Below are 24,970 nucleotides of genomic sequence, written 5' to 3'. Positions count from 1 at the left end.
CGCTCCTACGGGAACGATATTTCAGGCACAAAAAAGGGGACGCTTATGGCGTCCCCTTTTTCGTTGCGTCAGCCAATCAGAACGCAGGCACCACCGCGCCTTTGTACTTCTCGAGAATGAAGGCCTTCACTTCCGGGCTGTGCAGGGCAGCAACCAGCTTCTTCATCGCTTCACTGTCCTTGTCGTCCGGACGGGCAACCAGGATGTTCACATAAGGCGAGTCGCTACCTTCAATGACCAGCGCGTCCTTGGACGGATCGAGCTTGGCTTCCAGCGCGTAGTTGGTGTTGATCAGCGCCAGGTCGACCCGGGTCAGCACGCGCGGGATGGTCGCGGCTTCCAGCTCACGGAATTTCAGGTTCTTCGGGTTCTCGGTAATGTCCTTGACCGTCGACAGGATGTTGTTCGAATCCTGCAACTTGATCACACCGGCCTTGGCGAGCAGCAGCAGCGCGCGGCCACCATTGGTGGCGTCGTTCGGGATCACCACGGTGGCGGTGCTTGGCAGCTCTTCCAGGGTCTTGTACTTGCTGGAGTAAGCACCCAGTGGTTCCAGGTGCACGCCGGCCACCGAGACCAGGTTGGTGCCCTTGGCCTTGTTGAACTCATCCAGGTACGGCTGGTGCTGGAAGAAGTTGGCGTCCAGGCGTTTTTCCGCGACCTGCACGTTCGGCTGGATGTAATCGGTGAAGACTTTAACCTTGAGGTCCACGCCTTGCTGGGCCAGGGCCGGTTTAACGAACTCGAGGATTTCCGCGTGCGGAACCGGAGTCGCGGCGACTGTCAGGGTGTCGGCGGCGTGGGCGGAAAAGGCTGCAACAGCAGCGAATGCGACGAGTAGTTTTTTCATTCAGCTAACTCCTTTTGGGTACCCGCTTGAGGCGCCAGTCTTCGGCGCCTCAAGCGAATGGCCGGCTCATTTGTCATGTACGAGAACGTTTTATTTCCGAGAGAAATGCACAACCAGCTTGTCGCCAACGGTTTGCAGGACCTGCACCAGCACCAGCAGCAGCACCACCGTCACCACCATCACGTCAGTCTGGAAACGCTGGTAGCCGAACCGGATCGCCAGGTCACCCAGACCACCGGCACCGACCACACCGGCCATTGCCGTGTAGGACACCAGTGTAATGGCCGTCACCGTAATCGCCGCGAAAATGCCCGGGCGGGCTTCGGGCAGCAAGGCATTGGTGATGATCTGCCGCGTCGTCGCGCCCATGGCCTGGGTCGCTTCGATGATGCCGCGATCCACTTCGCGCAGAGCGGTTTCCACCAGCCGCGCGAAAAACGGCGTGGCACCGACCACCAGCGGCGGGATCGCGCCGGCGACCCCCAGGGAAGTGCCAGTGATCAACACGGTGAACGGAATCATCACGATCAACAGAATGATGAAGGGCAGCGAACGCAGGATGTTCACCACCAGAGACAACATCGCGTAGACGCCTTTGGCTTCCAGCAACTGACGCGGGCTGCAGAGGAACAACAGCACACCCAGCGGCAGGCCCAGCAACACGGTGAACAGCAGCGAACCACCGAGCATCAGCAGCGTATCACCGGTGGCCAGCCAGATTTCGAACCAGTCGATGTTGGCGAAGAAACTAGTCAGGGCTTCCATTAGCGCAGCACCTCCATGTGAACGTCGGCCGCGGTGAAGCGGGCAAAAGCCGCTTCCATGTCACCACCGGTCACGGCCAGGGTCAGTTGCCCGTAAGGGACGTCCTTGATGCGATCGATCCGACCGGCCAGGATGCTGTAGTCCACACCGGTCTCCCGAGCGACGGTTCCCAGTAGGGGCGCGTAGGTCGCTTCGCCCTGGAAGGTCAGACGCACGATGCGGCCTGGCACGTGTGCGAAGTCGTCACGCTGTTCGCTTTCGTCGATGTGCTCGTCTTCTTGCACGAAACGCTTGGTCGTCGGGTGTTTCGGATGCAGGAACACCTCGGCCACCGAACCTTGCTCGACAATCACGCCAGCGTCCATGACGCCGACCTGGTCGCAGACTCGGCGGATCACGTCCATTTCATGGGTGATCAGCACGATGGTCAACTTCAGCTCACGATTGATCTCAGCCAATAATTGCAGGACCGACGCCGTGGTCTGCGGGTCCAGTGCACTGGTGGCTTCGTCGCACAGCAGGATTTTCGGCTTGGTCGCCAAGGCGCGGGCAATGCCGACACGCTGCTTCTGGCCGCCGGACAACTGCGCTGGATACTTGTTGGCGTGATCGGACAAACCGACCCGGGCCAACAACTCGGCCACGCGCAGATCGATCTCGCGGCGGGACAATTCACCGGCCAGCGTCAGCGGCAGCGCAACGTTGTCGGCAACGGTCTTGGACGCCAGCAGGTTGAAGTGCTGGAAAATCATTCCGACCTGCTGACGGAAACGGCGCAGTCCGTTGGCATCGAGCGCAGTGACTTCTTCGCCGTCCACGATGATCTTGCCGCCGCTAGAGTTTTCCAGGCGATTGATCAGACGCAGCAGGGTACTTTTTCCCGCACCGGAATGGCCGATCAGACCAAAGACCTGACCATTCTCTATCGTCAGACTGGTCGGATGCAGGGCGGGGATATCCTTACCGGCGACGCGGTAGGTTTTATGGACGTTTTGAAACTCGATCACGTAGCGAACCTTGTGGGGCGCGTTGGAAAAGGATCAGCGGTTAGCCGGGCGCGCATTTTAGCCTGTCCGTATAGCAGTTCTTAGCATTTATTTCGTATTCAACCAGTCATTTGGCAATAACGCGATCAAAGGTCAGATAAAAGGAACGGCTCGAAACGTCATCAGTCACTAATTAGGCCACTCGAAACAATCCCCGAGGAGTCATGCCTGATGAGCACCAAGAAGCCTGCCGCCCCCAAGAGCGCACTGGCCGGGACCGATACCCTGGACCGCAGCAACACCAATACCAAGCTCGATAGCCTGGAAAAATTCCGTTCCGACGCCACCGGTCAGGCCTTGCGTACCAATCAGGGCGTGAAGGTGGCGGACAATCAGAACACCTTGAAAGCCGGCGCCCGAGGGCCATCGTTGCTGGAAGACTTCATCATGCGTGAAAAAATCACGCACTTTGACCATGAGCGCATCCCCGAGCGTATCGTGCATGCCCGAGGCACGGGTGCCCATGGTTTCTTCCAGACTTACGAGAACCACTCAGTACTGACCAAGGCCGGTTTCCTGCAAGACCCGGCGCAGAAAACGCCGGTGTTCGTGCGTTTTTCCACCGTGCAGGGGCCCCGTGGTTCAGGCGATACCGTGCGGGACGTACGTGGTTTCGCTGTGAAGTTTTTCACCAATGAAGGCAACTTCGACCTGGTGGGCAATAACATGCCGGTGTTTTTCATCCAGGACGCCATCAAATTTCCCGACTTTGTCCATGCAGTAAAACCCGAGCCTCACAATGAAATCCCTACTGGCGGCTCGGCCCACGATACGTTTTGGGACTTTGTCTCACTGCAACCTGAATCAGCCCATATGGTGATCTGGGCCATGTCCGACCGGGCAATTCCGAAAAGCCTGCGCAGCATGCAAGGTTTCGGCGTGCACACCTTCCGGTTGATCAACGCCGAAGGTAAATCGCGTTTCGTCAAATTCCACTGGCGCCCCGCCGCCGGGACCTGCTCGCTGGTGTGGGATGAAGCGCAGAAACTGGCGGGTAAAGACACCGATTATCACCGCCGCGATCTCTGGGAAGCCATCGAGATGGGTGACTACCCGGAATGGGAACTCGGCGTGCAGATTATTGAGGAGGAAAACGAACACGCCTTCGATTTCGACATCCTCGACCCCACCAAGCTGATTCCTGAAGAGCTCGTGCCCATTACGCCACTGGGGAAAATGACGCTCAACCGCAACCCGGACAATTTCTTCGCCGAAACCGAGCAGGTTGCATTCTGCCCGGGGCATATCGTGCCCGGGATCGACTTCTCCAATGATCCGTTGCTGCAAGGTCGGCTGTTTTCCTACACCGATACGCAGATCAGCCGACTTGGTGGACCGAATTTTCATGAAATCCCGATCAACCGTCCAGTAACACCACTCCACAACGGCCAGCGTGATGCATTACACCGCACCACCATCGACAAGGGGCGTGCGTCCTACGAACCCAACTCCATCGACGGCGGATGGCCGAAAGAAACACCTCCTGCCGCCCAGGACGGCGGTTTCGAAAGTTATGCGGAGCGCATCGACGCCAACAAGATCCGGCAGCGCAGCGAGTCGTTCAGCGACCACTTCTCCCAGGCACGGCTGTTTTTCCACAGCATGAGCAAGCATGAGCAAGAACACATCATCGCGGCATACAGCTTTGAGTTGGGCAAGGTTGAGCGTGAGTTCATCCGGGCCAGGCAAGTGAATGAAATCCTGGCCAACATCGATCTGGAGCTGGCCAAACGGGTGGCACAGAACCTCGGGCTTGCGGCGCCGAAAGCGGGGACCGTCGATGTACCGAAAACGTCCCCGGACCGCTCGCCGGCCCTGAGCCAGGCCAACCTGCTGCCAGGCGACATCAAAACCCGGAAGGTAGCGATCCTGGCGGCCGACGGCGTGGACGGGGCAGCAATCGATGCCATGAAGAAAGCGCTGGAAGCTGAAGGGGCGCATGCCAAATTGCTCGGCCCGACCTCGGCCCCGGTGAAAACCTCCGATGGCAAGTCGTTGCCGGTAGATGCGTCCATGGAAGGCTCGCCTTCAGTAACATTCGACGCTGTGTTCGTGCCTGGAGGCGCGGCATCGATCAAGGCGCTGAGCACTGACGGTGTGGCGTTGCATTACGTACTGGAGGCTTACAAGCATTTGAAAGCGATTGCGTTGCACGGTGAGGCGAAGCAGTTGCTGGATGTGTTGAAACTGGAGGTTGATGCGGGGTTGGTCATAGGGGCGGATAGCAAGTTGGCCAAGCCATTCTTTGCCGCGATTGGACAGCATCGGGTTTGGGACAGGGAGCCGAAGGCTAAAGCGATTCCGGCCTAGAAAGCTTTATCGTCGGATAGGATGCCATCGCGGGCAAGCCCGCTCCTACAGTGGACAAGTTGGCCAAAAAATGTGCGGCCGACCCGAAACCCTGTGGGAGCGGGCTTGCCCGCGATGCTTTCAAGGTGCTTTGCGGGGACTCAATACCATCTGCGCCGGAACGCTGCGCAGAATCTGCCGATCCAGCTTCAGATCAAACTGCGGATCGAGCTTCTGCACGCGCTTGATCAACAAATTGGCCAGCCAAGGATAATCATCGGTACGCGGAACCTGAAGGCTCACATCGCACTGAAAATTCACCACATCGGCGGCAATAGCATCCAATTGACGACGCATTTTCCCCATATCGGTGATTTTCAGCTTCACCGTCGTGCTTTCAGCCTCAGGGTCAATGACCTTGGCCTTGCGCTTGGCTTCGGCGGACTTGAGGTCTGCTTCGGCCTTTTCCAGCTCAGCCTTGCGGGCTTGTGCGATGGCACCGTTGACACCACCGGTCAGCGCAGGCGCTTTAGGCATCAAGACCCGAGCCCGGGCCAATGCGGTGGCAGCAGCGTTTACATCGCCCTTTTGCAGGACGATCTGACTACGCAGCAGATAGGCTTCGGCCAGTTGACGCTGGTATTGCTCTAGGGACTGATCGTTGGGGGACTCGGCCTGCAACGCTGCCAATTGATTCTCGGCTGTGGCCAGCTCGCTGCTGGCCAGGCTTTGTTCCAGCTGTGCAATGGCCGTGGCCCGCGCATCCGGGGCCTCGGTGGCTGCCGGTGGCGTGCTTTGGCAAGCGCCCAGCAGCAAAGAAAATGCGACAAGGAGCAGATAACGGGAGGCGAACGACTTCATTCCTGCGACTCTCTATTTGCGCAAAAAACGAGCAAGTCTACACCCCTCGACGGGGCAGAACAAAACTCAGCAGAAACAGCGCGGCGGCCGCCACTACAATCGACGGGCCCGCCGGGGTGTCCTTGAACCAGGACAACGCCAACCCGCCACACACGGCGAGCACGCCCAGCAGGCTGGCGCCCAGTGCCATCTGCTCCGGTGAGCGGGCGTGACGTTGTGCCGCGGCGGCCGGAATGATCAACAACGATGTGATCAGCAACACACCGACGATTTTCATCGCCACGGCAATCACTACGGCGATCAACAGCATCAGCGCCAAGCGCAATCCCGCCACCGGCAGCCCTTCGACCCTCGCCAACTCTTCGTGCACCGTGATTGCCAGCAATGGCCGCCACAATGTCACCAACAACGCCAGCACCGCAGCGCTACCCCCGAGGATCCATGCCAGATCGGTCGGGCTGATCGCCAGCAAGTCACCGAACAGATAGGCCATCAGGTCGATCCGCACTTCGTGCATGAAGCTTAGTACCACCAGGCCCAAAGAGAGGGTGCTGGGTGCGAGAATTCCCAAAAGCGTGTCGGAGGCCAACGGCTGGCGCTGTTGCAAGGTCACCAGCAACACTGCCAACAGCAAGCAGCCGACGGTGACGGCCACAGTCGGGCTGACATCCAGCAAAAAGCCCAGCGCCACGCCCAGCAATGCCGCGTGGGACAGGGTGTCGCCGAAATAGGCCATGCGCCGCCAGACCACGAAGGAGCCCAACGGGCCCGCCACAACTGCCAGAGCCAATCCTGCAAGCAGGGCGTAGAGCAGAAAATCAGCCATGCTTGCAGCTATCTCCGTGAACATGGGTATGACCCGATGTGGGCGCCTTGACCACCGAGCCGTGCAGATCGTGGGCGTGGTCGTGGTGGTGGTGATAAATCGCCAGGCTTTGTGCGTTTTTGCCGAAAAGTTCGACAAATGCCGGATCGCCGCTGACCTGCTCGGGGTGGCCAGAGCAGCAGACATGGCGATTCAGGCAAACTACCTGGTCGGTGGTGCTCATCACCAGGTGCAAATCGTGGGAAACCATCAACACACCGCAGCCGTGACGGTCTCGCAGGCGGGTGATCAGGCTATAGAGTTCAGCTTGGCCGGCCACGTCGACGCCTTGTACCGGTTCGTCGAGCACCAGCAGCTCAGGCTCACGCAACAAGGCCCGGGCCAACAGGACACGTTGCATCTCACCGCCGGAAACACTTTGCACGGGGCTGTCGATCACCTGCTCGGCGCCGACTTCCTTGAGCGCGGCCAACGCCATCGCGCGGTCCACACCCGGCACCAAGCGCAAGAAGCGCAGCACCGAGAGCGGCAGGGTCGGGTCGACATGCAGCTTTTGCGGCATGTAGCCGACCCGCAGTTTCGGCTTGCGCCAGACGCTGCCACTGTCGGGCTTTAGCAGACCGAGCACGGCGCGCACCAGCGTGGTCTTGCCGGCGCCATTGGGGCCGATCAGGGTCACGATCTGCCCCGGCTCGACGCTCAGTTCGATGTTATCCAGCACCGGTTGCCCGGCAAACGTGACGGCAACCTGCTCGAGGCGGATCAGCGCGTTGCTCATCAAGCCCCCTGGCAGCCCGAACAGAGACCTATCACTTCAACGGTCTGGCCTTCGACGACAAACCCGACGTCCCTGGCACTGGCGATGATCGCGTCGCTGATGGACTTCTGTTCGAGTTCGATGGCGGCGTGGCATTCACGGCAGATCAGGAACTGACCCTGGTGGGCGTGCGTCGGGTGATTACAGCCGATGAAGGCGTTGAGCGAGGAGATACGGTGTACCAGGCCGTTTTCCAGCAGGAAATCCAGAGCGCGGTAAACCGTTGGGGGTGCGGCCCGGCGCCCGTCCTGCTCACTGAGGACCGCAAGAATGTCATAGGCCCCCAGTGGCTTATGGCTTTGCCACACCAGTTCCAGCACCCGCCGACGCAACGCGGTCAGGCGCAAACCCTGGCGCGCGCACAGGGCGTCGGCCTCAGACAGTGCGCTGTGAACGCAATGAGAGTGGTCGTGAGGACGGCTGGCTATCGGTGTTTTAGGCATGAGCGGCGACGAGTATTGTGAGAGACGTTATTATGTTACCCGTTCTCGCCTCTTCGAGTGGTCATCGTGTCCCGACTTTTTTCCATCTTTGTCGCAATTTTCACAAGTTTTCTGCTGATCGGCTCAGCGCAAGCCGAAGTCAAGGTCCTCACCAGCATCAAGCCGCTACAGCTGATCGCCGCTGCCGTACAGGACGGCGTGGCGATCCCGGAAGTCTTGTTGCCACCCGGCGCCTCGCCGCATAACTATGCCTTGCGCCCATCCGACGTACGGAAGGTGCAATCGGTGGATCTGCTGTACTGGATCGGGCCGGACATGGAAGGTTTCATGCCTCGGGTGCTCAATGGTCGTACGCTGCCGAGCGTTGCGGTGCAGGACCTTCCTGGCCTGAAATTGCGACATTTCGCCCAAGACAACCACTCCCACGCTGAAGAAGCGGACGAACATGACCATGACCATCGCCCGGGCAGCCTGGATGCGCATTTGTGGCTATCGCCGGCCAACGCCCGGGTTATCGCAGCGAAGATGGCGGCGGATCTGAGTGCAGCCGACTCGGTCAACGCGGCACGCTACCAGAGCAACCTGAAGGCATTTGACGAGCGCCTCGATGCGCTGGATGCACGCCTGAAGAAACGCCTGGGGGGTATTGAAGGCAAACCTTACTTCGTGTTCCACGAAGCGTTCGACTACTTCGAAGACGCCTACGGCCTGAAGCACGCCGGTGTGTTCAGTGTCGCCGCCGAAGTACAACCCGGCGCCCAGCATGTGGCGGCGATGCGCGCGCGGTTGCAGGAAGTCGGCAAGACCTGTGTATTCAGCGAACCACCACTGCGCCCGCGCCTGGCGGAAACCCTGGTGGCCGGGCTCCCGGTGAAACTGGCGGAGCTGGATGCGCTGGGCGGGTATACGCCGGCGACCGCCCAGGGGTATGAGCAGATTTTGGAGAAGTTGGGGAATGATTTGGCGGGGTGCCTGGAGTCGTTGTAACAACCCAGCTCTCTGTAGGAGCGAGCATGCTCGCGAAGAAATCCCCAGCACCGCGGGGTGTCAGGCACCCCGCGTCATCGTTAACCACCATCGCGACGGTGCGACGATTCGACATGCTCGCTCCTACAGGGCGAAAGGCAGCGGCGTATTGACCGTCTGCCGCTGGGCTAGCCGCAGCTCAAACTCCATCGGATCGTGAATCAACACGTCCTGCCCGGCAAACGACTCCGCCGCGATCAAGCGCGACAACCAGAAACGCACGCACGCCACCCGCAACATGGTCGGCCACAGCTCGGCCTCGGCCGCGGTGAATGGACGCAACGCGGCATAAGCCCCCAGCAACGCCCGCGCCCGTGGGCCGTCGATCAAGCCGTCATCGTCCGAACACCAGTCGTTCAAGGCGATCGCCACGTCGTAGAGCATCGGCCCCGAGCAGGCGTTGTAGAAATCGATCAGACCGGTCAGGTGCGTGCCTTCGAACATCGCATTATCGCGGAACAGGTCGGCGTGGATATTGGCGCGTGGCAACGCCAGAATTTTCTCTTTCTGCTGTGTGATTTCTTCAAGCGCCCGCTCCAGCAAAGCTTTCTGCCCGGCATTGAGGTGCGAGAGAAATTGCGTGCCCTCTTCCAGCATCCAGTCCAGGCCACGATCGGTCTTGCGCTTGATCATCTTGGCCTGGGTCGCCAGGTGCAGGTGAGCAAGCAACTCGCCTACTTGCGCGCAATGCTGTGCGTTGGCTTGCTTGATGTGCTTGCCGGCCAGGCGCGGTTGCAGCAGCGCAGGCTTGCCGGCCAGCTCGCGCAACGCGACACCGTCGGTAGTGCGCAGCGCGTAAGGCACCGGCAGGTCGGCTTCGTGCAGCACGTCGAGCAATTCGATGAAGAACGGCATCTCCTGGACCGGGCCGCGCTCGACCAGGGTCAGGACGAATTCGCCCTGCTCCAGGCTAATAAAGAAATTGGTGTTTTCGCTACCGGCGGCAATCCCCTGGAAATCAAGCAGGCGGCCTAGGCCATAAGGGGCGAGAAAAGCTTCCAGCTCGGGCCGAGCCAGGGGGGTAAACACAGACATGATTAAAACTGCCAGTAGGAGGCGCCGCCCTTGAGCCAACGCCGATTGAAATTAAGAAACTACTTCCACTCGAAGATCTTCCACGACGGTATCAGCATATCCGGCTGATCCGAGCGGATGAAGTTACCGTCCGATCCATCGGCGCGCACCAGAAAATAGGGCTTACCCACTGACGGCGTAACTTTGATGGCGTAAAGAAAACCATTCTGACGGTACTCCTGAATCGTTTTGTCGCCTTCCGTGCGAATGGTCACTTCCGGATCTGGCGATGGCGCATCGTCCGCCGCCATTACGGCCAGCGGTGTAATTGCAAACAAGCCAGCCAGCAACAGGCGATTTAGTGTGCGCATGATAACCTTGTCCCTTTGTCGTCAACGGTCCCGCTATTCTAGCGCCGGACCCGCCGAAAAGGTTGATCCTGCTCATGAGCCAAGCCCCCCTCGTCCTGGTGGACGGTTCTTCTTACCTGTACCGCGCCTTTCACGCGTTGCCACCGCTGACCACGTCCAAAGGCCTGCCCACCGGCGCGGTCAAGGGCGTGCTGAACATGCTCAAGAGTCTGCGCAAGCAGTACCCGGACAGTCCCTTCGCCGTGGTATTCGATGCCAAGGGTGGGACATTTCGCGATGACATGTACGCCGAATACAAGGCCAACCGGCCGAGCATGCCCGACGACATGCGCGTGCAGATCGAGCCCCTGCATCAAAGCGTGATCGCCCTGGGCTTCCCGCTGCTGTGCGTAGAAGGCGTCGAGGCCGATGACGTGATCGGCACGCTGGCCCGCAGCAGCGCGGCGGCCGATCGCCCGGTGATCATCTCCACCGGGGACAAGGACATGGCGCAGTTGGTCGACGGCCACATTACCTTGGTCAATACCATGACCGGTAGCAGCATGGACGTAGAGGGCGTGAAGGAAAAATTCGGCGTCGCTCCCGAGCAGATCATCGATTATCTGGCACTCATGGGCGATTCGTCCGACAACATCCCAGGCGTTCCGGGCATCGGTCCAAAGACCGCTTCCGGCCTGCTGGTGGGTGTGAATGGTGGCTTGACCGAGCTCTACGCGCAGCTCGACATCGTCCCAACCCTGCCGATCCGCGGCGCCAAGACCCTGCCGGCCAAACTCGAAGAGCACAGGGAGATGGCGTTCCTCTCCTACCAATTGGCGACCATCAAGGTCGATGTGCCGCTGGACATTGGCCTCGACGACTTGCAGATGGGCCCGGAAGATCCGGCCAAGCTCTACGAGCTCTACACCCTGCTGGAATTCAAAAGCTGGCTGAACGATCTTGATCGGGACGCCAAGCGTCTTGAATTGAGCGGTGCTGCCTCTGAGCCTGCTCCGATAGTCGACCTGTTCAGTGCCGCCGACGCCGGAGCTGAAGCTGAAGTGCCGGCGACAACGTCAGAAACCCGCTATGAAACCGTCCTCGATCAAGCGCGATTCGACGTTTGGCTGGATAAACTGAAAAACGCCAAGCTGTTCGCCTTCGACACCGAAACCACCGGCATCGACGCACAGCAGGCACAACTGGTGGGCCTGTCTTTTGCGGTGCAAGCCAACGAAGCGGCCTACATCCCGTTGACCCACTCGTACATCGGCGTACCCGAGCAACTGGATCGCGACACCGTCCTGCGCGCCCTCAAGCCGATCCTGGAAGACCCGAACAAACTCAAGGTCGGCCAGCACGCCAAGTTCGACATGAACATTCTCGCCAACTGCGCCATCGGTGGCGATCAGGCCAACGGCATCACCGTGCGCGGCGTCGCTTTCGACACCATGCTCGAATCCTATGTGCTCAATTCCACAGCCACCCGCCATGACATGGACAGCCTGGCGCTGAAATACCTGGATCACACCACCGTGAGTTTCCAGGACATTGCCGGCAAAGGCGTCAAGCAACTGACGTTCGATCAAATTGCGCTGGAGCAGGCCGGGCCTTACGCCGCCGAGGACGCGGACATCACCCTGCGCCTGCACCAGGCCTTGTTCGACAAGCTGTCCGCCATCCCGACTCTGGCCAGCGTGCTTACGAACATCGAAATGCCCCTGGTGCCTGTGCTCGCACGTATCGAACGCCAAGGCGCATTCGTAGATGCCGCCCTGCTGGGCGTGCAGAGCATCGAACTGGGCGATAAGATGGTGGCGCTGGAGCGTGAAGCCTTCGAGATTGCCGGAGAGGAATTCAACCTGGGCTCACCCAAGCAGCTCGGCGTCATCCTTTACGAGAAACTCGGGTTGCCGGTGCTGAAAAAGACCGCCAAGGGCCAACCATCGACCGCCGAAGAAGTGCTGGCCAAGCTGGCCGAGGACGACTATCGACTGCCCAAGGTGCTGATGGAATACCGCTCCATGAGCAAGCTCAAAAGCACCTACACCGACCGTCTGCCGGAACAGATCAATCCACGCACCGGGCGCATCCACACCTCCTATCACCAGGCCGTGGCGTCCACCGGGCGTCTCTCATCCAGCGACCCGAATCTGCAGAACATCCCGGTGCGCACCGCGGAAGGCCGGCGTATCCGCCAGGCCTTTGTCGCCCCGGCCGGCTACAAGCTGCTGGCTGCCGACTATTCGCAGATTGAACTGCGGATCATGGCGCACCTGTCTCGCGATGAAGGCCTGATGAATGCCTTCCGCAATAACCTGGACGTGCACACCGCCACCGCTGCCGAAGTGTTCAAGGTCGAGCTGAACCAGGTCACCTCCGACCAGCGTCGCAGCGCCAAGGCGATCAACTTCGGCCTGATCTATGGCATGGGTGCGCAAAAACTCGGCAAGGACATCGGCGTTGATACCAAGACCGCCAAGGCGTACATCGACACCTACTTCGCCCGTTATCCCGGTGTGCGCGAATACATGGATCGCACCCGCGTGCAGGCCGCGGATCAAGGCTACGTGGAAACGTTCTTCGGGCGACGGCTGTACTTGCCGGAGATCAATTCCAACAAGCCGCAGGAGCGTGCCGCAGCCGAACGCACGGCCATCAACGCGCCGATGCAAGGCACGGCAGCCGACATCATCAAGAAAGCCATGGTGGCCGTGGATGGATGGCTGACCTCCTCCGGCCTGGACGCCAAGGTCATTCTGCAGGTCCACGATGAATTGGTACTGGAAGTGCGCGAGGACCTTGTCGATCAAGTCAGCAACGAGATTCGCCTGCACATGAGCGGTGCGGCGAAACTGGATGTGCCATTGCTGGTGGAAGTCGGGGTAGGCAATAACTGGGATGAGGCGCACTGAGTGCAAAACGCTGCTGCGGCATGATGCCGCGGCAGACCCCAACCTGCGCTGCTTAGTCCAAAAAGTGATTGGGTTTATTCCAAAGCTTCTGAAAATAAACTGAACTAATCTCGCCAAGGCCACTCAGATTTACTGAATGGCTGGTGAAGCCCTTCGATGCTCCTATGTTGTGTTAAGTGTTGGCAGATATCTGGACCCCGCCCTAGCGGTCTAGAACTTGAACCCCGGAACTTCCCCCTCCCCATAGAAGTCCGGGGTTTTTTTTGCCTGAAAACTGCCTGATGCGGTCACGCCACGCTGGCCTGACCGCTCCTGAGACAGTTTTTTCACGCTTATCCAGTTACTTCGTCAGCGCCTTTGTCCGGCAGTTCCATCCAGTTCGCCAATACAGTGTAGGCGTCTTCCAGGCCCATGCGCTTAGGGGCCGAAAACAACTGGATCGTCACAGCATCGCCCCAACCCTTGCGAATTTCCGATTGCACCTTGAGCAATGTGTTCTTGGCCGCGCCGTAGGTCAGCTTGTCCGCCTTGGTCAGCAAAATGTGCATCGGCATGCCGGCTGCGACGGCCCAATCGAGCATCAACAGGTCGAAGTCGGTCATCGGGTGGCGGATGTCCATCATCAGGATCAGACCTTTCAAGCTCTCACGACCGCCCAGGTAAGCTTCCAGGTGACGCTGCCAGTGTTGCTTGAGCGGGATCGGTACTTTTGCATAACCGTAGCCCGGCAGGTCGACCAGACGGCGTTCATCGTCTAGCTTGAAGAAGTTCAACAGTTGCGTGCGCCCCGGTGTTTTCGAGGTGCGCGCCAGGCTGGCATGCGTCAGGGTGTTCAGGGCACTGGACTTGCCGGCGTTGGAACGCCCGGCGAAGGCGACTTCAAAGCCCTCGTCATCCGGACATTGGTCGACTTTGGCGGCGCTGAGCATGAAGGTGGACTGTTGGCACAGACCGAGGATGGGATTCTTGAGTTGCATGGGATTTCCGATGTGGGCGGCGCCAGGAATGGGCGCGGCAAGCAGTGTCGCTTCCGTTTCAGTGACGCCAGTATATAATGCCGCAGATTTTGTGTGCGCTTTGTCCCGATGCAGGATGAAGTTCACGAGAGCGACAGACCTTGATTGCGCACTAGAACGCAGATCGCTCTCAACCCTGAAAAGGTCGTTTTATGACGAAATGGCTGCTAGTTACCGGAGTCTTGATGCCGCTTTACAGCGCTCAGGCTACACAGGATCCGGAAACTGTGTACAACCGTGTTTGTGGTGCCTGTCATTCCGGCCAACTACCCATGGCGCCCCGCAAGGGCGATCAGGAAGCTTGGAAGCCGAGGTTGGCGAAAGGTATGGAGACGCTGGTGCAACACGTGACCCAGGGTTTCAAGGCGATGCCGCCGCGTGGTTTGTGCATGGACTGCAGTGCCGAGGATTACCAAGCCATCATCCAATGGATGAGCGAGTAAACCCGGTCCATAACTTAACCCTTAGCCGTAGTTGGATTAGCTGATGAACAAATTGATCGTGAGTCTGCTGTTGACCGTGGGGATCTCCGGCATTGCCCATGCTGCAGGTGAGCCAGTCAAACCTGGTGACGCCGCCGCAGGCCAGGCAAAAGCCGCCGTATGTGGCGCCTGTCATGGCCCGGATGGCAACAGCATGGCGCCTAACTTTCCAAAACTGGCAGGCCAGGGTGAACGCTACCTGACCAAGCAGTTGCACGATATCAAGTCGGGCAAGCGCACCGTCCTGGAAATGACCGGCCTGCTGACCAACCTGAGCGACCAGGATCTGGCGGACATCGCCGCCTACTTCGCCAGCCAGAAGGGCAGCGTCGGTGCCGCCGACCCGAAAATCGTGGCTCGCGGTGAAGCACTGTTCCGTGGCGGCGACCTGGCCAAGGGCCTGCCATCGTGCACCGGCTGCCACTCGCCAAATGGCGCGGGCAACGCGGCCGCCGGCTTCCCACACCTGGGTGGCCAGCACGCTCAATATATCGCCAAGCAACTGACTGACTTCCGCAAGGAAGAAGGCGGTCGCAATAACGACGGCGATACCAAACCGATGCAGAGCATTGCCAAAAAGCTGAGCGACGAAGACATCGCCGCAGTGTCCAGCTATATCCAGGGCCTGCACTAAGACCGATGGATCGGGCGTTGCGCAAGGCATAGAACCCTTGCAGCGTTAACGCTCGATTAATCCGTCACAGCAAGTATAAAAAGGGTGGCTTTGGCCGCCCTTTTTTGTGGCCGCTGCCGTTACACTACAGAACTCAAGCCCGCCATGACCTGTCTGAAATCAGGTCTCGCGAGGCGAAAAAATTGTCCAGGAGTAAAGCATGCGTAATCTGATCATCAGCGCCGTTTTTGCCGCTGCCAGCCTGTTCGGCATGACTGCCCAAGCCGCTGAAGCCCCCGCTGCACCTTATGTCGAGCTGAGCAACCCGGTGCCGGTCGCCGTGCCCGGCAAGATCGAAGTGGTGGAGCTGTTCTGGTACGGTTGCCCGCACTGCTACGCCTTTGAACCCGTGATCAACCCATGGGTTGAAAAACTGCCTTCGGACGTGAATTTCGTACGTATTCCGGCCATGTTCGGCGGCCCATGGGATGCACACGGCCAGATGTTCCTGACCCTCGAAGCCATGGGCGTCGAGCACAAGGTCCATGCTGCAGTGTTCGAAGCCATCCAGAAAGAACACAAGAAGCTGACCGACAAGAACGATATGGCGGACTTCCTGGCTACCCAGGGCGTCGACAAGGACAAGTTCCTCGCCACGTTTGACTCCTTCGCCATCAAGGGCCAGATCAACAAGGCGCGAGAGCTGGCGAAAAAATATGAAATCACCGGGGTTCCGACCATGATCGTCAACGGCAAATATCGTTTTGACGTAGGTTCCGCCGGCGGCGCTGAACAAGCCCTGCAACTGGCCGATAAACTGGTCGATCAAGAGCGAGCGGCTAACAAGGCTGCCGCCAACTGAGCGAGGCGCCCGCCATGCGCCGCTGGGGAACCGAACGCATCGTTGGCCTGCATGATCCGCGGGTCAACGAACATCACCTGGAATCGACAGGCCTGCCCGCCGACAGCCGTCTGCGCTTGCTCAGCTTCAATATCCAGGTGGGTATCAGCACCGAGCGGTATCGGCATTACCTGACCCGGGGCTGGCAACATCTGTTGCCGCACACCGGGCGTGCCGACAATCTGCAAAAGATCGGCAATCTGCTGGGTGACTTCGACCTGGTCGCCCTTCAGGAAGCCGATGGTGGCAGCCTGCGTTCAGGCTACGTCAACCAGGTCGAACACCTGGCCCAGCTCGGCGCCTTTCCCTACTGGTATCAACAACTCAATCGCAATCTCGGACGCCTCGGCCAGCACAGCAACGGTGTGCTCAGTCGCCTGCGGCCTTGGGCGATCGAGGATCATCCACTGCCAGGGCCGAAGGGTCGCGGAGCGATTCTGGTGCGCTTCGGCGAAGGTCCGGAAGCGCTGGTGGTGGTCATGATGCACCTGGCACTGGGCGCACGAGCCCGCAGCATGCAATTGGCTTACATTCGCGAAGTCATTGGCGGTTACAAGCACCAGGTGCTGATGGGCGACATGAACACCCACGCCAGTGACCTGCTGCAACACTCTCCATTGCGCGACCTCGGGCTGCTGGCCCCGCAAATGGAAGCGACGTTCCCCAGCTGGCGCCCGCAGCGCTGCCTGGACCATATTCTACTGAGCCCGAGCCTGACCCTTGAAAAGGTCGAGGTGCTGGCACAACCCATTTCCGATCACCTGCCGGTCGCGGTAGAGATTCGTCTGCCGGGTTCGCTCACGGCCGATGCATTGCCCGCGTTGAGTCCTGCCCCCCGCGGATCCCATGAATGAGCGACGAAGCACAACGCTGGAAAGAGAAGTACCTGCAAAGCATCGAACAACAGGAAAAGCTCGAACGTCGCTGGGATGCCAGGCTAGACCTGTTGCGCCGGGGACTGGTGCGCAGCACGCTGGCAGCGGAAGGCACCGACCGCGCCGTTGACCAATGCATGAAGGAGATGCGCGAAGTCGTGCGCACCGACGACATGGACGCCGGACTCGCCGCCCTGCTGCCTCGCCTGGAAAAAGCCGTACTCGACTCCGAGCAGCGTCGGGAAACCCGGGTCAACCAGACCAGCGCCGCACTCACCGCCCTGGTCACGCAGCTGCAAACATTACCGCTACCCCGGGAAGTGAGCCGCCCCCTCAAGCACTTCGCCAAACAACTGGACAGTCGCGTCAGCCAGGCACGCGAGATCCCGCTACTGCTCGGCGAGCTGAGCGGACTGCAGGGCAAGGCCCTGAGCCAGCTGGAAAGTCCGGCGGAACCGGAACGACCGGGACTGCTGCAGCGGCTGTTCGGTCAGCGTGACACCGAAGAGGCGACCGTCCCCGCAGAACACGCTCTTATCGTGCAGACGGCCGAAACCGTTCCGGCGTCCGTGGTCGCAACCCGACCGGTCATTGCAGACACCGTGCCGCAGGTGCTGCAAGTAACGCCAGATACGACCCAGCCCATTGCTGTTGCGCCAGCCCTGGAGCCACAGCAAGCGCCGGCCCGGCCTGCGCAAGTCATGGCCGAAGCCGAATCGCTACAACCCGTGAGACTGTCCGAACCTGTCGGCACTCCCACCCTCCCAGCTGAAACGGCAGTCAATCCCGACGAATTGAGCCCGGCGGTACTGCTCGATACCCTGCCGCTGCCCTCGCCCATCGCCCAGGCACTGGCTGCGATCGATCCGCAGCAGCCCGAGCAAGACATGCTCTACGCCCTGCCCGACTCGCCCGAGCCGTCCTATAGCTCGGTGGCCAAACACATCGAAGATACCTTGCTGGGCTTGCTCGAGGATCTGACAGTACCGGAGCGTCATCGCCCCCAAGCCGAATCAATGCGTGAACGGCTGAAAAATGGCCTTAACTGGTACGAGTTGCTGCCGATTCTCGACGATCTGGCGACTTTGATGCTGGCAATCTCCGACGGTGGCCAACACGAATTCGAAGCTTATCTGCAGCGGCTCAACGAACGCCTGGAATCGTTCCAGAGCAACTTGCAGGCCGCCAGCGCCGGCCATGCCGACAGCCGATCCGCCGCACATGCGATGGACACGCAGATTCGCGAACAGGTCGACGGCTTGCAGAACAGCGTGCAGGAAGCGGCCGATCTGGATGATCTCAAGCACGTGCTGGAAAACCATCTGGAAGTCTTGCTCGGCACCATGGACCAGCACCGCCAGCAGCGCGATGAGCGCGAGCAGGAAGTGGCGGCCCGCCTGCAGAGCCTGGCCGAGCGGGTTGCCCATATGGAACAGGAAGCCCAGGGATTTCGCGAGCACCTCGAAGAGCAACGCCAGAAAGCCTTGATCGATCCGCTGACCGGACTGCCAAACCGCGCGGCCTGGAGCGAGCGCCTTGAGTATGAGATCGGCCAATGGCAGCAACACGGCAACACCCTGATGCTGGCCATGCTCGACCTCGATCACTTCAAGCGCATCAATGATAATTACGGGCACCTGGCGGGCGACAAAGTGCTGAAAATCATTGCCAGCGTGTTGCGTAAGCGCCTGCGCCCGACAGACTTCATTGCGCGATTTGGCGGCGAGGAATTTGTCCTGCTGATGCCATCCACCGTCCCGGCGAACGGCATGAAACTCCTGGAAACCCTGCGCGCCTCTATCGAAGCCTGCCCTTTTCACTTCAAGGGTGAACCGGTGACCATCACCCTCTCCATAGGCCTGGCGGCTTTCAGGGCCGGCGAGCATGGCGATGCGGTGCTCAAAAGAGCTGATCAGGCGCTGTACCGTGCAAAAAATGCCGGGCGCAACCGGGTGGAGCTGGGCTGAGCGCTTATCGCTCCATGTTGTTCAAATCGTTGCGATGGCCCAACACGCACAAGACAGTACGTTACACTGTTGCATTACTGTCTTTAGCGTGTTGGCTTCCCCATGAAATATCTTGCTCTCATCGTGTCGCTGATCCTGCTGGCCGGCTGCGCCAGCGGTCCCCGCTACGACACCAGCCATGCTTCGGCCAATCACGACAGCCGTATTCAGTTCGTCGTGCTCCACTACACCAATGCATCACAGGAGCGCTCGCTGCAACTGCTAACCCATGGCGAAGTTAGCAGCCACTACCTGATCGGCGACGACAAGAAGGCGACCATCTACAAGCTGATGGATGAAAACCTGCGGGCCTGGCACGCCGGAGAAAGCCAATGGCAAGGCCGGACCTGGATGAATTCCAGTTCCATCGGCATCGAAATCGTCAACCCGGGCTTCAAGGACACCCCGACCGGGCGCCTGTGGTATCCCTACTCCGAAGCGCAGATCGAGTCCCTGATCGTCCTGCTCAAGGACATTAGCCAGCGCTACGCAATCAGTCCTCGCAGCATTGTCGGGCATAGCGACATCGCCCCCTTGCGCAAGCTGGATCCGGGGCCCTTGTTTCCCTGGAAGCGCCTGGCTGAGCAAGGGTTGGGTATTTGGCCGAACGAACAAGCCGTAGCCCGTCAGCAGACCCGGTTCGAAACACAGCTGCCGAGCATCAGCTGGTATCAGGCACAACTGGCACGCGTCGGTTATGACACACCGCAAACGGGCGAACTGGACGTCGCCACCCGCCACGTGCTGGCGGCCTTCCAGATGCATTTCCGACCGTCGCGCTTCGACGGTACGCCGGATGCACAAACCGCCGCGCTGCTTCAGGTTTTAAATCAGACAAAATAATGACGATCGCCCGACGGTCAGCGCGTTTCTCAAATAGCAGCTATAACTCATTGGTAATTCGTCGGATATTACATAATGACTGTTGCTCGAGAGACACTTCGCAGCTGGTTCTATCGCCCTTGGTTTCTGGCGATGCTGGCTGCTGTCTTGAGCGCTACGTTGATGATGGCCGGCAGTTACTTCGTTGCCATTCACCAGGTTGAGCAAAACGAAAGCTGGGAAATGAACGCCCAGGGTGAACGTTTTCTTGCTCGTCTGGAGCAACTGTTCGGGCAATTGCGCGAAAGCCTTGACGACCTGGAAGCCCAGCCGTTGCGCAGCTGCGATGACGACATGATCGCGACTTTGCAGCAGGTCACCTTCAATTATCGCTTCGTCTATGAGGCAGCCTACATGGACGCCTCGCGAATCTGTTCCAATCGTCCGCGCCAGGAAGGTTTGTCATTGATACGCCCACCGGACATCAAGGGCCCCACCTACAGTTACTGGTTGAATACCACCACCGAACCCGATGAAAACCGTGCCGCGCTGATGCTCGGACGCGGCAATTTCCGGGTTGCGACATCTCGCGGCCATTTGACCGACATGGTCGACCTTTCGCCGGGAAGCAGCCTGCTGGTGGTACTTGACCATGGCACCCGGGCAATTCCGGTACTGGGCGTCTCGCAAGCCTGGCCACCGAGCCAATGGCCGCCAAAAACCCGCGATGCGCTGCAAGTCACCCAGACACGCTTGATTTACCGCATGCCCACCGACAACCCGGAATACCAACTGGTGCTGATCAGCCCGCGCAGTGGCACCCATATACCGCCCGTGTGGTGGTGGTTGCTGCCTGCCTGTCTGCTATTGGCTCTTTGCGTAGGTTTCCTGGTGTTTTTGCTGGTGCGCCAGCGCCAGTCACTTGACGCAGAGCTGACGGGAGCCATCCGCCGAGGTGAGTTGCAGGTGCTCTATCAGCCGATCTTTGACCTCGACAGCCGCAACTGCGTCGGGGCCGAAGCCTTGCTGCGCTGGCGAAGGCCGGACGGCACCCTGACCAGTCCCGACCTGTTTATCCCGATGGCAGAGAACACCGGGCAAATCCGCCAGATGACCGACTTTGTCCTGCAACGCCTGCTTGAGCAACTGGGGCAACTGCTGCGGGCCAACCCGCAGTTGTACATCTCGGTCAACCTGGCGGCCTGCGATGTCATGATCCCGCGGATCGGCCAAGTGATGGCTCGCTTGCTGACCCTGCACCGGGTCGCGGCGAAGCAGATTGCCTTTGAAGTCACCGAACGCGGATTGATCGATGTGGTTGTGGCCCGGGAAAACCTGCAAGCCTTGCGGGATGTAGGGCACCAGGTACTGATCGATGACTTTGGCACCGGCTACTGCAGTCTCGCGTATCTGCAGACCTTGCCGGTGGATTGCCTGAAAATCGACAAAGCGTTCATCGATGCGCTGGGCCATGACGCAGCGAGCAGCGGTGTTGCGCCGCATATTATTCACATGGCCCAGTCACTGCATTTGAAGGTGATTGCCGAAGGCATCGAACATGAAGCCCAGGCGGCGCTCCTCAGCAGTGAGGGGGTGAGATTCGGCCAGGGTTGGCTGTTTGCCCATGCATTAAGTGCGGTGCAGTTCATTGAGCTGATAACCCGAGGCCGCCGACTGGCCGGTCGACGCCTGGATGACGAAGCGTAAAAAGCGCTTACACCGTCAACGTCATATAAAACTGAGTCCCCTGCCCCGGTCTCGAGTAAACACCCATTCGTCCTCCATGCAGCTGCACAATTTCCTTGCACAACGCCAAACCGAGGCCGGCCCCGCCTTTCTTGCGGCCGACCTGGACAAACGGCTCGAAGATCCGGCCCTGTTGGCCATAGGCGATGCCTTCACCGTTATCTTCGACGCTGATGATGACCCGTTCCCCATGACGCCTGGCTTGCAGGCGTATCCGCCCGCCGGTGGCGGTATGACGCAGTGCATTATCGATCAGATTGTCGAGCACCCGGTCGAGTTGCGCCTGATCGGCTTGCAACCGTGGCAAGGGCCCCTGGACTTCTACCAACAGCTCGACACCCTTCTCTCGCGCCCCGTCGGTAAAGCGAATCTGCGCTTGCTCCAGCAAATCCTCGATGGAGCATGGCGCCAGGGTGAGTTTCTGCAAGCCGTTCTGGTAACGGGAGAAATTCAGCAAGTCATTGATCAGTTGCATCAGCCGCTGCATTTCTTCGTTTACCGTGTCCAGCAGGTCCGCCTCCCGGGACTCCGGTGGAAAATGCGAGCGCTCGCGAAACAGCCCAAATGCCATGTGCATGCCAGTCACGGGCGTGCGCAGTTCATGGGAGGCGCGCAAGACGAACTCGCTACGCACTCGTTCGAAAGCACGCTGTTCAGTCACATCGTGCAGCACCATCACTGCACCGAGAATATGCCCTTGGGTGTGGATGACCGGCGTCAGGCTATACGTCAGCAACCGCGTCTCGCCATCGACCTCGATGCTCAGGTCATCCGGCATACGTTCCAGCGTACCGCCACGCAGTACCAGTTGCAGTTGCTCATCGAGTTCGGGATGCTCCAGCGCCTCACCCAAGCCTCGCCCGAGCCGATCGGAGTCCCAGCCTAACTGGCGCTGCGCTACGGGGTTAAGGTGCTCCAGATTCCCCTGGCGATCAATCATCAGCAAGCCATCGTCGATACCGTCGAGCACCGCTTGTAAACGCTGCTGTCCCGCCAGCAACTCATCGACGTTAGTGGCCTGATGTTCACGCAAAGCCTCGGCCATGATCCCGAAGCGCCGGGTCAGCTGATTCAGCTCCACGGCCGAAGACACCGGCAGCGTGACGTCGAAATCACCCTGGCCAATACGATCCGCTGCCTGCGCCAGAGCCTCGATGGGCTCACCGAATCGCCGGGCGATGGCGTGTGCGGTAATGAAGCCGATGATCAACACCGCCAGCCCAACCAGGCCAAGCAGCCCGGCGATCAGCAGTGCACGCTCACGGGCTTTGCGTTCGACAGTGCTGATGTCATCCAGCGCCCGCTTGTGCTCCGTGATCAAGCCATTGCGCAATAGATTGAATTTTTCGGTCAGCTCATCGTTGCCACTGAGTACGCGCGTCGGGTCAGCGGACACTTCATACGCACCCATAAAGCTCAAATAATCGGCCTTGGCCTTTTTGAAGCCGTGGGTTTCATCTGAGGGTTCCTGGGCAATGCCTTCCTCCAGCAACTCAAGGTAACGCTGCTTGGACGCCTCGAGGGCGGCGGGATCGCTTTTTTCACTGAGCATGATGAGCAGCTGATCACCCAGCGTCTGTCGCAATTTGAGCCCCAGGTCCAGAGTGACGAAGTTGTTGCGCACCAACGCTTCCTGGCTCCCAGCCATCTGCAGCACACTGACAAGACCGAGCAGTAGCCCAAGCAGTGCGACAGTGATCAGTGCAGAAATGCTGAGGAAAAGCCGGGTCTGCAACTTCATCGCCGGTTTCATCGCCGCGAACTCACAGGTTGTACTGCTTGCGCTTGCGGTACAGCGTCGACGCATCGATTCCCAAGGTCTTGGCGGCTTGATCCAGCGTGCCTGCGGTGGCAAGGACGGCACCGATATGGGCCTTTTCCAGCTCATCCAGGCTTAACGGCGCACCAATACGCGGTGCGTTGTTGATCGGCGCTTCGGCCATGCCCAAGTGGCTGATCTCGACCCGCTCCTGCGGGCAAATAATGCTCGCACGCTCCACTACGTTACGCAGCTCGCGAATGTTCCCCGGCCAGCGGTAACCCAGGAGCGCTTCACGGGCCTCGTCGCTGAAACCCCGCGCCGGACGTGCATATTCCTTGACGAAACGGGCCAGAAACCGGTCTGCGAGGTTGAGAATGTCTTCCCGGCGTTCGCGCAGTGGTGGCAGGTGCAACGTAATGACATTGAGCCGATACAACAGGTCCTCGCGGAAGCGCCCGTCGCGGACCATGTCTTCCAGGTTCTGGTTGGTGGCCGCAAGAATGCGCACATCGGCCCGGCGCGTGACGGGGTCACCCACCCGCTCGTATTCCTTGTCTTGAATGAAGCGCAGCAACTTTGGTTGCAAAACCAAGGGAAAATCACCGATTTCGTCGAGAAACAAGGTTCCGCCATCAGCTTGGTTAACGCGCCCCAAGGTGCTTTCACTGGCACCGGTAAATGCACCCCGGCTGTGGCCGAATAACTCGCTTTCCATGAGCTCGGCCGTCAGCGACGGACAGTTGATGGTGATACAGGATTTTTTCGAGCGCTTGCTCCAGCCGTGAATCGCCTGGGACAACTCGCCTTTACCGGTGCCGGACTCCCCAAGGATCAGGATGTTGGCATCGGTATTGGCCACCTGGCGGGCGGTCTCGAGCACGACCTTCATGGCCGGGCTGTGAGAGTCCAGACCTTCCTTGGGTTTACGCATCTCACCTTCCAGAGCCTCCAGACGAGCCGACAATTGCCGCACTTCCAGCTGTTTGGCCGTGGCCAAGCGCAATTGATCGGGGCTGCACGGCTTGACCAGATAATCCGCGGCACCCGCCTGAATCGCATCAACGGCGGTGTCTACGGCCGAATGCGCGGTGACGATCACCACGCGCATCCATGGGGCCTGGATGCGCATCTGTGCCAGAACGTCCAGACCGTTGTCCTCCCCCAGGCGCAAATCGAGGAAGCACAGGTCGAAAACTTGACGTTGCAGCAAGGCTTCAGCTTGCGCAGCGCTGTTAGCGGTCGCAACGCTGTAGCCTTCATCTTCAAGGCAATAGCGGAAGGTTCGCAGGATGGCAGACTCATCATCTACCAGAAGAATGCGGCCTTGATGCTCAGTGGCGGATTCCATTTTCCTACGCTCCTTAAAGAATGATCTTGGTTAGTCCCGGAAAAATCGGGCAAGTTGCATGGTTTATTCTGATCCATTCCTGCCTTAGCAGGGTAGCTAACTCCTGTCCCCTCGCTGCAACGCCCGAAATTAGCTTACTGGAACGCAAAACCCCTTTATCAGAGATGCCTTGCGTCCATTTCTGACAGCCGCGCCCT

The 24,970-nt window shown here is 59.5% G+C and carries 22 protein-coding genes; 10 read left to right on the top strand and 12 right to left on the bottom strand.

Features of this window, described 5'->3' with window-relative positions; translation table 11 throughout:
* Positions 1-76: 76 nt before the first annotated feature.
* From HGP31_RS00925 to HGP31_RS00915, 3 genes are all read right to left on the bottom strand, one after another.
* Entirely contained in the window at positions 77-850 is a 774-nt protein-coding gene (locus tag HGP31_RS00925; RefSeq protein WP_168757037.1) for a MetQ/NlpA family ABC transporter substrate-binding protein, read from the bottom strand.
* A 90-nt stretch (positions 851-940) separates the two neighbouring features.
* Positions 941-1,615, bottom strand: coding sequence for a methionine ABC transporter permease (locus tag HGP31_RS00920; RefSeq protein ID WP_008002212.1), 675 nt, complete (start codon positions 1,613-1,615; stop codon positions 941-943).
* Positions 1,615-2,622 (bottom strand): methionine ABC transporter ATP-binding protein, encoded by a 1,008-nt coding sequence (locus HGP31_RS00915; protein ID WP_033038874.1) that lies wholly within the window; start codon positions 2,620-2,622, stop codon positions 1,615-1,617. The genes HGP31_RS00920 and HGP31_RS00915 overlap by 1 nt, the downstream gene beginning before the upstream one ends.
* Before the next feature lie 189 nt (positions 2,623-2,811).
* Between HGP31_RS00915 and katE the strand changes: the two genes are divergently transcribed.
* A complete protein-coding gene (katE, locus tag HGP31_RS00910) occupies positions 2,812-4,971 on the top strand; it encodes a catalase HPII (RefSeq protein ID WP_277352214.1) in 2,160 nt (719 codons plus the stop codon).
* Positions 4,972-5,091: 120 nt separating this feature from the next.
* On the opposite strand, the gene HGP31_RS00905 is transcribed toward katE, so the two are convergent.
* From HGP31_RS00905 to zur, 4 genes are read right to left on the bottom strand one after another with little or no spacing between them, the layout of a single operon-like run.
* A complete protein-coding gene (locus HGP31_RS00905) occupies positions 5,092-5,811 on the bottom strand; it encodes a PA5502 family lipoprotein (RefSeq protein WP_151143780.1) in 720 nt (239 codons plus the stop codon).
* Positions 5,812-5,848: 37 nt separating this feature from the next.
* Entirely contained in the window at positions 5,849-6,637 is a 789-nt protein-coding gene (znuB, locus tag HGP31_RS00900) for a zinc ABC transporter permease subunit ZnuB (protein WP_020798047.1), read from the bottom strand.
* Positions 6,630-7,415: a zinc ABC transporter ATP-binding protein ZnuC gene (gene znuC / locus HGP31_RS00895; RefSeq protein WP_020798046.1), complete on the bottom strand. Its 786-nt coding sequence runs from the start codon at positions 7,413-7,415 to the stop codon at positions 6,630-6,632. The genes znuB and znuC overlap by 8 nt, the downstream gene beginning before the upstream one ends.
* Entirely contained in the window at positions 7,415-7,897 is a 483-nt protein-coding gene (gene zur / locus HGP31_RS00890; protein WP_033038868.1) for a zinc uptake transcriptional repressor Zur, read from the bottom strand. The genes znuC and zur overlap by 1 nt, the downstream gene beginning before the upstream one ends.
* 66 nt (positions 7,898-7,963) lie before the next feature.
* On the opposite strand from zur, the gene HGP31_RS00885 reads away from it, so the two are divergent.
* Entirely contained in the window at positions 7,964-8,884 is a 921-nt protein-coding gene (locus HGP31_RS00885; protein WP_151143778.1) for a zinc ABC transporter substrate-binding protein, read from the top strand.
* Between the two features lie 123 nt (positions 8,885-9,007).
* On the opposite strand, the gene HGP31_RS00880 is transcribed toward HGP31_RS00885, so the two are convergent.
* The gene (locus HGP31_RS00880; protein WP_033038864.1) at positions 9,008-9,958 is read right to left on the bottom strand and encodes a homoserine kinase; all 951 of its coding nucleotides are present in this window, start codon (positions 9,956-9,958) and stop codon (positions 9,008-9,010) included.
* A 59-nt stretch (positions 9,959-10,017) separates the two neighbouring features.
* The gene (locus HGP31_RS00875; RefSeq protein ID WP_110748477.1) at positions 10,018-10,308 is read right to left on the bottom strand and encodes a DUF2782 domain-containing protein; all 291 of its coding nucleotides are present in this window, start codon (positions 10,306-10,308) and stop codon (positions 10,018-10,020) included.
* A gap of 74 nt (positions 10,309-10,382) precedes the next feature.
* Between HGP31_RS00875 and polA the strand changes: the two genes are divergently transcribed.
* Positions 10,383-13,202, top strand: coding sequence for a DNA polymerase I (gene polA, locus HGP31_RS00870; protein WP_168757036.1), 2,820 nt, complete (start codon positions 10,383-10,385; stop codon positions 13,200-13,202).
* A gap of 332 nt (positions 13,203-13,534) precedes the next feature.
* Here polA and yihA read toward each other — a convergent pair whose 3' ends face one another.
* The gene (gene yihA / locus HGP31_RS00865; protein WP_020798038.1) at positions 13,535-14,179 is read right to left on the bottom strand and encodes a ribosome biogenesis GTP-binding protein YihA/YsxC; all 645 of its coding nucleotides are present in this window, start codon (positions 14,177-14,179) and stop codon (positions 13,535-13,537) included.
* Between the two features lie 191 nt (positions 14,180-14,370).
* On the opposite strand from yihA, the gene HGP31_RS00860 reads away from it, so the two are divergent.
* The 7 genes from HGP31_RS00860 (at position 14,371) to HGP31_RS00830 (ending at position 21,624) form a co-directional block, all read left to right on the top strand.
* Positions 14,371-14,661, top strand: a complete 291-nt coding sequence (locus HGP31_RS00860) for a c-type cytochrome (RefSeq protein WP_168757035.1) — start codon at positions 14,371-14,373, stop codon at positions 14,659-14,661.
* A gap of 43 nt (positions 14,662-14,704) precedes the next feature.
* The gene (locus HGP31_RS00855) at positions 14,705-15,334 is read left to right on the top strand and encodes a c-type cytochrome (RefSeq protein WP_033038853.1); all 630 of its coding nucleotides are present in this window, start codon (positions 14,705-14,707) and stop codon (positions 15,332-15,334) included.
* 199 nt (positions 15,335-15,533) lie between these two features.
* On the top strand, positions 15,534-16,175 hold the full coding sequence (locus HGP31_RS00850) for a thiol:disulfide interchange protein DsbA/DsbL (protein ID WP_020798035.1): 642 nt from the start codon (positions 15,534-15,536) through the stop codon (positions 16,173-16,175).
* A gap of 14 nt (positions 16,176-16,189) precedes the next feature.
* Complete coding sequence (locus tag HGP31_RS00845) at positions 16,190-17,068, top strand: endonuclease/exonuclease/phosphatase family protein (protein WP_020798034.1); 879 nt, start codon at positions 16,190-16,192, stop codon at positions 17,066-17,068.
* Positions 17,065-19,056, top strand: a complete 1,992-nt coding sequence (locus HGP31_RS00840; RefSeq protein ID WP_151143774.1) for a GGDEF domain-containing protein — start codon at positions 17,065-17,067, stop codon at positions 19,054-19,056. The genes HGP31_RS00845 and HGP31_RS00840 overlap by 4 nt, the downstream gene beginning before the upstream one ends.
* A 102-nt stretch (positions 19,057-19,158) precedes the next feature.
* A complete protein-coding gene (locus tag HGP31_RS00835; RefSeq protein WP_033038845.1) occupies positions 19,159-19,938 on the top strand; it encodes an N-acetylmuramoyl-L-alanine amidase in 780 nt (259 codons plus the stop codon).
* A 75-nt stretch (positions 19,939-20,013) separates the two neighbouring features.
* On the top strand, positions 20,014-21,624 hold the full coding sequence (locus HGP31_RS00830) for an EAL domain-containing protein (RefSeq protein ID WP_020798031.1): 1,611 nt from the start codon (positions 20,014-20,016) through the stop codon (positions 21,622-21,624).
* Positions 21,625-21,631: 7 nt separating this feature from the next.
* Here HGP31_RS00830 and HGP31_RS00825 read toward each other — a convergent pair whose 3' ends face one another.
* The gene (locus HGP31_RS00825; RefSeq protein WP_168757034.1) at positions 21,632-23,416 is read right to left on the bottom strand and encodes a KinB sensor domain-containing domain; all 1,785 of its coding nucleotides are present in this window, start codon (positions 23,414-23,416) and stop codon (positions 21,632-21,634) included.
* A 10-nt stretch (positions 23,417-23,426) separates the two neighbouring features.
* Positions 23,427-24,773 carry a sigma-54-dependent response regulator transcription factor AlgB gene (gene algB, locus HGP31_RS00820; RefSeq protein WP_020798029.1) on the bottom strand — a complete coding sequence of 449 codons (1,347 nt, stop codon included), beginning with the start codon at positions 24,771-24,773 and terminating at the stop codon, positions 23,427-23,429.
* Between the last annotated feature and the right edge of the window lie 197 nt (positions 24,774-24,970).

This window comes from Pseudomonas umsongensis, assembly GCF_012647205.1.
Lineage (GTDB): Bacteria > Pseudomonadota > Gammaproteobacteria > Pseudomonadales > Pseudomonadaceae > Aquipseudomonas > Aquipseudomonas umsongensis.
The sequence above is the reverse complement of the archived record's forward strand: the minus strand, read 5'-3'. Positions and strand labels throughout refer to the sequence as shown.